Origin of the sequence: Chryseobacterium sp. VD8 (assembly GCF_037149975.1) — a bacterium.
Lineage (GTDB): Bacteria > Bacteroidota > Bacteroidia > Flavobacteriales > Weeksellaceae > Chryseobacterium > Chryseobacterium indicum.
In genome coordinates this window covers 1-1,619 of the sequence record NZ_JBBCQL010000406.1, presented here as the reverse complement: position 1 = coordinate 1,619, position 1,619 = coordinate 1, and the positions used below count along the sequence as shown (strand labels likewise).

The window sequence follows — 1,619 nt, the reverse complement described above, 5'->3', positions numbered from 1 at the left end:
TCAACATTTAAAATAGGACTATTCAGTAAATATTTTTCTTTATCTTCAGCCACTGAGTCTCCCATCTTGAACTGCCCAGTTTCATAAAAGAAATAAAACGGTTTAACATACTGATAACTATAAGAATGGTAACTGCTGATCAGATCACTGAAACCTGCTCCTGATACATATGTCTTAAAGCGCTGCGATTGTGTGGCGATGAAATTGGTTTCATAACCACCATACGAATGTCCTAAAAGCGCGATTCTATCCTGATCAATTAGAGGGTTTTTCAATAAAGCATCCAGCGCGCTATTTACGCATTCTAAAGCTGACATGCCGGGGCCATCCTTGCCTTGTTCTATATCGGGGAGATATACAAAATACCCTCGTTCCAATAAAGTCCTGATCTGGAATCCTACAGGTGATACATTATTTGGAGAAAGATAATCATTGCTTAAAGTCCGTTGTACCTGATAGATATGGACTACCATTGGATATTTTCCCTTTGGATCATAGTCTATTGGATAGTATAAAATACCCCTTAGATTTTTTCCAACAGCTTTGAAATTATAAATTTTCTGTTTGATCTTTTGTGCTTCAACATCCTTAATTCCGGCATTGAACAATTTATTTTTATGTCCATTGACATAGGAATACAATGTAGGAGGCTGGTTGAAATTTCTTTCCAACGTATAAAAGGATGTCATATTTCTGTTGAAAAGTAGATGATCAGAGTCAATCCTGTTTTCTGTTTCCGGTACAACCTCTTTCCATTTTCCCTTGCGGTACATATTGTAAAAAGTTTTATTTGAATAATTATCATATACTTCCAGCAATATGGAATCTTCCGGTAAAAATGAATTTAATGTACTTTCACCAAATTCGTTAGTTTGATTTTTAATTTCAACTTTTTTTCCTTTTGCAATGCCCAAAGCGGTCAACTTCTTTCTATTGATGTCATATTTCCAGAGGTCGTCACTGCTTTCAAAATAAATTTGATTGCTGTTTGCCGTAAAAACAGGTTTTTCAAGACCAAATTTTTCTATTAAGGCTTCTCTCTTGCCCGAAGTACTGAACAAGGACCAATTTTTACCATCATTGCTCGCTAGGAACAACCTGCCATTCTTGGAACAAAAAAACCTATTTCCCACAAAGTCGGGTCTCCAACCTTTTGTTAAAGTAGGTATTTGTTTTAAGCTGCCGATTGCTGTTAAACTTTCTGTTGATATATCAAATATATAGGCATCATTGATATCTGGCGTAAACGTATTAAAATTGTAATCTTTTCTAGGTAGATAGGTCAGAAAATATCGAGCATTATTTAAAGATTCAAGTACATGGTTCTCCTGAATTTTTAATGACTGCAGTTTATTCGCTATCGTATCCCATAACCAGTATTCGTTATTTACGTACATTCTTTTATGTAGGTTGACAAATGGATCATTGCCATACCATATGTCAACCAAGGAAGACTGCTCTTCGGAGAATCTTACCCTTGAATTGATGAGAAAGTACTTTCCATTTTGAATTTCCGTCAAACTTAATTCTGATTTGCTTGGAACGTTTAATTGAATTACCTTTTTATAGTCATGTTCTGAATCGAGTATAGTCAATTGATTATGTCCTTTCTGAATCTG

At 35.0% G+C, this 1,619-nt stretch carries 1 protein-coding gene; it reads right to left on the bottom strand.

What is annotated here, in order from left to right; translation table 11 throughout:
- Positions 1–1,619, bottom strand: a 1,619-nt coding sequence (locus WFK35_RS22660; RefSeq protein ID WP_336734889.1) for an alpha/beta hydrolase family protein, incomplete at both ends; no start/stop codon positions are given.